Annotated in this window: 5 protein-coding genes; all 5 read left to right on the top strand. The window is 71.3% G+C overall.

Annotated features, from left to right (window positions below):
- Positions 1-112: 112 nt before the first annotated feature.
- The 5 genes from ACWGH4_RS30020 (at position 113) to ACWGH4_RS30000 (ending at position 5,608) form a co-directional block, all read left to right on the top strand.
- Complete coding sequence (locus ACWGH4_RS30020) at positions 113-841, top strand: ATP-binding cassette domain-containing protein (protein ID WP_441266619.1); 729 nt, start codon at positions 113-115, stop codon at positions 839-841.
- 274 nt (positions 842-1,115) lie between these two features.
- Positions 1,116-3,659 (top strand): DUF4118 domain-containing protein, encoded by a 2,544-nt coding sequence (locus tag ACWGH4_RS30015; protein WP_453466451.1) that lies wholly within the window; start codon positions 1,116-1,118, stop codon positions 3,657-3,659.
- A 65-nt stretch (positions 3,660-3,724) separates the two neighbouring features.
- On the top strand, positions 3,725-4,408 hold the full coding sequence (locus tag ACWGH4_RS30010) for a response regulator (protein WP_441266617.1): 684 nt from the start codon (positions 3,725-3,727) through the stop codon (positions 4,406-4,408).
- A gap of 33 nt (positions 4,409-4,441) precedes the next feature.
- Complete coding sequence (locus tag ACWGH4_RS30005) at positions 4,442-4,867, top strand: OB-fold nucleic acid binding domain-containing protein (protein ID WP_005310940.1); 426 nt, start codon at positions 4,442-4,444, stop codon at positions 4,865-4,867.
- A gap of 3 nt (positions 4,868-4,870) precedes the next feature.
- On the top strand, positions 4,871-5,608 hold the full coding sequence (locus ACWGH4_RS30000) for a DUF3159 domain-containing protein (RefSeq protein WP_159686014.1): 738 nt from the start codon (positions 4,871-4,873) through the stop codon (positions 5,606-5,608).
- Positions 5,609-5,670: the final 62 nt, after the last annotated feature.

The raw sequence follows: 5,670 nt of genomic DNA, 5'->3' as shown, positions 1-5,670 counted from the left end.
CCCACGGACCGTTCCGCACGTCTCTCGCACGGGTTTCCGCGCGACCGTTGCCCGTGCGCATGGCCCCTGCACATACTGTGCCGGACACGATCAGGCACGGGGGGACATCCGGATGACCGAGAGCAGCAGCGCACAGTCGGGCACGGCCGTCGTCGACGACGCGTCGCGGCCCATGGTGCGGATCGAGAACCTGCACCGTTCGTACGGCACGGGAGCCGCGGCCGTCCACGCGCTGCGCGGAGTGTCCTTCGAGATCCCCCGGGGCGAACTGGTCGCCCTCAAAGGCCGGTCGGGCTCCGGCAAGACCACGCTGCTCAATCTGGTCGGCGGTCTCGACACCCCGGACCAGGGGCGGATCACCGTCGACGGCACCGACCTCTCCGAACTCGGCGAGAACGGCCTGCTGGAGCTCAGGCGCGACCGGATCGGCTTCATCTTCCAGTCGTTCGGGCTGATCCCGATCCTGAGCGCGGCGGAGAACGTCGGTGTGCCGATGCGGCTGCGCAAGGCGGACCCGCGTGAGCGGGAGGAGCGCGTCGCGCTCCTGCTCGCCCTGGTGGGCCTCGCCGACCATGCCGCGCAGCGCCCGGGCGAGCTGTCCGGCGGACAGCAGCAGCGTGTCGCCATCGCCCGCGCGCTCGCCAACCGGCCCAAGCTGCTCATCGCGGACGAGCCGACCGGACAGCTCGACGCGGAGACGGGACTGGCCGTGATGGAACTGCTGCGCGCGGTGGTCCGCAGCGAGAACGTGACAGCCCTCGTCGCCACGCACGACCCTCAGCTCCTGGGCCTCGCCGACCGGGTACTGGAACTGGCCGACGGCGAGATCGTCGAGGCCTGACCCGGCCGGTCGGCGCCCGGCCGGCCCCGAGAACGAGCCCGTCCCGCCGGGCTGTCCCGCGCCCCGACGAGGGGGCCGCACGGACCTGGGGCGGGGGCCCGGGAAGACCCGACGGCCGCGCCCTGCGGCGCCCCCGGGACGCCGGGGAGCTGCCACGGCGCCGTATCAGAATCGCGTCAATACGCACCCCGTGGTCCCGGACCGTCCGGTTCGCCCCTTTCTTTCGACGTAAGGTCGACGCTGCGCAACGCAGTGTTCGAAAGACAATGAGGCCATGGGACGCGGCAAGCTACGGATCTACCTGGGCGCGGCACCGGGCGTCGGCAAGACGTACGCGATGCTGTCCGAGGCGCACCGCCGTGCGGAACGCGGTACCGACTGCGTCGTGGCGCTCGTCGAGACGCACGACCGCCCCCGTACCGCGCGTCTGCTGGACGGCCTCACGCAGATCGAGCGCCGGAGGATCACCCATCGGGGCGTCGTCCTCACCGAGATGGACATCGACGCCGTACTCGAACGCCGCCCCGCGGTCGCCCTCGTCGACGAACTCGCCCACACCAACGTCCCCGGCTCACGCAACAGCAAGCGCTGGCAGGACGTGGAGGAGCTCCTCGCGGCCGGGACGGATGTCATATCGACCGTCAACATCCAGCACCTGGAGTCGCTCGGCGACGTCGTCGAGACGATCACCGGTGTGCGGCAGCGGGAGACCGTCCCCGACGAGGTGGTCCGCAGGGCGGAGCAGATCGAACTCGTCGACATGGCTCCCCAGGCCCTGCGCCGCCGGATGGCCCACGGCAACATCTACCAGCCGGACGAGGTCGACGCGGCCCTGTCGAACTACTTCCGCCCCGGCAACCTCACGGCGCTGCGGGAACTGGCCCTGCTGTGGCTCGCCGACCGGGTCGACGAGTACCTCCAGCAGTACCGCGGCGAGCACAACATCCGCTCCACCTGGCAGGCCCGCGAACGCATCGTCGTCGGTCTCACCGGCGGACCCGAGGGCGGCACCCTCATCCGGCGCGCGGCCCGGCTCGCGGAGAAGGGAGCGGGCGGCGAGGTCCTCGCCGTTTACATCGCCCGCAGCGACGGACTGACGTCCGCATCGCCCAAGGAGCTCGCTGTACAGCGCACCCTCGTCGAAGACGTCGGCGGCACCTTCCACCATGTCATCGGTGACGACGTGCCCTCCGCGCTGCTCGAGTTCGCACGCGGCGTCAACGCCACTCAGATCGTCCTGGGCTCCAGCCGCCGCAAGGCCTGGCAGTACCTGTTCGGGCCGGGCGTCGGCGCCACCGTCGCCCGCGACTCCGGCCCCGACCTCGACGTCCACATCGTCACCCACGACGAGGCGGGCAAGGGCAGGGGTCTGCCGGGCCCCCGGGGGACCCGGCTCGGCCGCTCCCGGATCGTCGGCGGCTGGCTGGTCGGCGTGGCCGGCCCGGCCCTGCTCACCGTGCTGCTCACCAGCCTCGAGAACGGGCCGGGTCTCGCCAACAACGTCCTGCTCTTCCTCTTCCTGACCGTGATCGCGGCCCTGCTCGGCGGGCTGCTGCCGGCGCTGGCCTCCGCCGCCGTGGGGTCGCTGGCGCTGAACTACTTCTTCACCTCGCCCACCCACACCCTCGACATCGCCGAGCCGCGGAACCTCGTCGCCATCGTGATCTTTTTCGCGGTCGGCGTGGCGGTGGCCTCCGTGGTGGACCTCGCCGCACGCCGCACCCACCAGGCGGCCCGGCTGAAGGCCGAGTCCGAGATCCTCTCGTTCCTCGCCGGCAGCGTCCTGCGCGGCGACACCGCCCTGGACGCCCTCCTGGAACGGGTACGGGAGACGTTCGCCATGGAGTCCGTCGCCCTGCTCGAGCGCGAGAGCGACGTCGACCCGTGGACCTGCACGGCGAGCGTCGGCCCCCGCCCGGCGACCCGCCCCGACGACGCGGACGTGGACATGCCGGTCGGTGACCGCATGGCCATGGCGCTCTCCGGCCGGGTGCTGCCCGCGGAGGACCGGCGCGTGCTGGCCGCCTTCGCCACACAGGCGGCCGTCGTCGTGGACCGGCAGCGGCTCGTGGGGGAGGCGGAACAGGCGAGGGAGCTCGCCGAGGGCAACCGGATACGCACGGCGCTGCTCGCCGCCGTCAGCCACGACCTGCGTACCCCGCTGGCCGGCATCAAGGCGGCGGTGACCTCGCTGCGGTCCGACGACGTCGCCTGGTCCGCGGAGGACGAGGCGGAGCTGCTGGCCGGGATCGAGGAGGGCGCCGACCGCCTCGACCACCTGGTGGGCAATCTGCTCGACATGTCCCGGCTCCAGACCGGGACCGTCACCCCGCTCATCCGCGAGACGTCGCTCGACGAGGTGATCCCCCTGGCGCTCGTCGGGGTCCCCGCGGACAGCGTCGAGCTGGACATCCCCGAGTCGCTGCCGATGGTGGCCGTGGACCGGGGACTGCTCGAGCGGGCCGTGGCCAACATCGTCGAGAACGCCGTCAAGTACAGCCCCGACACCGTCCCCGTCACGGTCGCCGCCAGCTCCCTGGGGCGCCGGGTCGAGCTGAGGGTCGCCGACCGCGGCGCGGGCGTGCCCGACGACGCGAAGGAGCGGATCTTCGAACCGTTCCAGCGCTACGGTGACGCCCCGCGTGGTGCGGGCGTCGGCCTCGGACTCGCCGTCGCCCGCGGGTTCATGGAGGCGATGGGCGGCACGCTGACCGCGGAGGACACGCCCGGTGGCGGCATGACCATGGTCCTCACCCTCACGGCCGTGTCCGGCCACGGCGCGACCGCGGCAGGCATCCCGGCCGAGGCCGCGCCATGACCGCGGGCCCGTACCCGGCGACCGGCAGAGACAGCAGCCCACAGGGGCGGAAAGGCGGGCAGCACATGACCAGGGTGCTCGTGGTCGACGACGAGCCGCAGATAGTACGCGCGCTCGTGATCAACCTGAAGGCACGCAAGTACGAGGTGGACGCGGCCTCCGACGGCGCCGGCGCCCTCGAGACGGCAGCGGCACACCACCCCGACGTCGTCGTCCTCGACCTGGGGCTGCCCGACATGGACGGCGTCGAAGTGATCAAGGGGCTGCGCGGCTGGACCCGCGTCCCGATCCTCGTCCTGTCCGCGCGTCACTCCTCCGACGAGAAGGTCCAGGCGCTCGACGCCGGGGCCGACGACTACGTCACCAAGCCCTTCGGCATGGACGAACTCCTCGCCCGGCTGCGCGCCGCTGTACGCAGGGCGGAGCCCGTCGGCGGCGAGGACGACGTGACCACCGTCGAGACGGAAGGCTTCACCGTCGACCTGGCGGCGAAGAAGGTGCACAGGGACGGCCGTGACGTACGCCTCACGCCCACCGAATGGCATCTCCTCGAGGTCCTGGTGCGCAACACCGGGCGCCTCGTGAGCCAGAAGCAGCTGCTCCAGGAGGTCTGGGGCCCCTCCTACGGCACCGAGACGAACTACCTGCGCGTCTACATGGCCCAGCTGCGCCGCAAGCTGGAGGCCGATCCCTCGCATCCCAGGCACTTCGTCACCGAGCCCGGCATGGGATACCGCTTCGAACGTTGATCCGGTCCTGGTGCGGGCCGGTAGGCTTTCTGCATGAGTGCTGTACCCCGTTCCGCCAAGGCGGCGAAGGACGAGACGGCGGCCAGACCGGCCGGCCGCTTCCGGCGCATGCTCGGCCGGCTCTCCAGCTCACAGCAGGACCTCGAGTCCGAGGAGCTCCAGGAGGACGCACAGGCATCGGGGTGCACCCGGATCTGCGACTGCGGCGACCGTCAGATCGTCAGGGTCGCTGGTACGTTGCGCACGGTCACCCTGCGTCCGGTGGCCGGCGTGCCCGCGCTGGAGGCGGAGCTCTTCGACGGCACGGCCCCGCTGGACGTGGTCTGGCTCGGCCGCCGTTCGATCGTCGGCATAGAGCCGGGCCGCAGGCTGATCGCCTCCGGCCGGGTCTCGATGAGCCAGGGCCGCCGGGTGCTGTTCAATCCCAAATACGAACTCCGACCACTCGGACAGGAGTAGCCGGTGGCGTCTGTCGACAAGCCGACCCCTACGACCAACGACCAGCAGGACACCGACGCGGATGTGAAGACCGTGACGGAGGCCGCGCTGTTCGAGGCCTTCGGCGGCGTGCGCGGCATGGTGGAGACGGTCCTGCCGGGCCTGCTCTTCGTCTCGATCTACACGGTCAACAAGGACCTGCACCTCTCGGCGATCGCGGCACTCGCCGTCGCCCTGGTGCTCGTCGCCGTCCGGCTGATCCGCAAGGACACCGTCAAGCACGCCTTCAGCGGCGTCTTCGGCGTGGCCTTCGGCGTCGTGTTCGCGATGATGACCGGCAACGCGAAGGACTTCTACCTGCCGGGCATGCTCTACACGCTCGGCCTGGCACTGGCCTACATCGTGACCACGCTGGCCGGCGTCCCGCTGATCGGCCTGATGCTCGGGCCGGTCTTCAAGGAGAACCTCTCCTGGCGCACCCGCAACCCCGGCCGCAAGAAGGCGTACGCCAAGGCCAGCTGGGCATGGGGACTGATCCTCCTCGCCAAGTGCGCGATCCTCTTCCCGCTGTACTGGTGGGCCGACACGACCCAGCTCGGCTGGGTCCTGGTCGCGCTGAAGATCCCGCCGTTCCTGTTGGCGGTGTATCTGACCTGGGTCTTCCTGGCGAAGGCCCCGCCGCCCATCGACGTCTTCGCGGAGATGGAGGCGGAGGAACGGGCCGAGGAGGCCCGAAAGCAGGCCGCGGAGCGCGAGGCGTAGACCCGCCCGCCGCCGACCATGCCGCGAACGCGCCACGGGGGCGCGTCCACCCTCACCAGGGC

It is taken from the genome of Streptomyces sp. NPDC054847 (genome assembly GCF_053610925.1).
The sequence above is the reverse complement of the archived record's forward strand: the minus strand, read 5'-3'. Positions and strand labels throughout refer to the sequence as shown.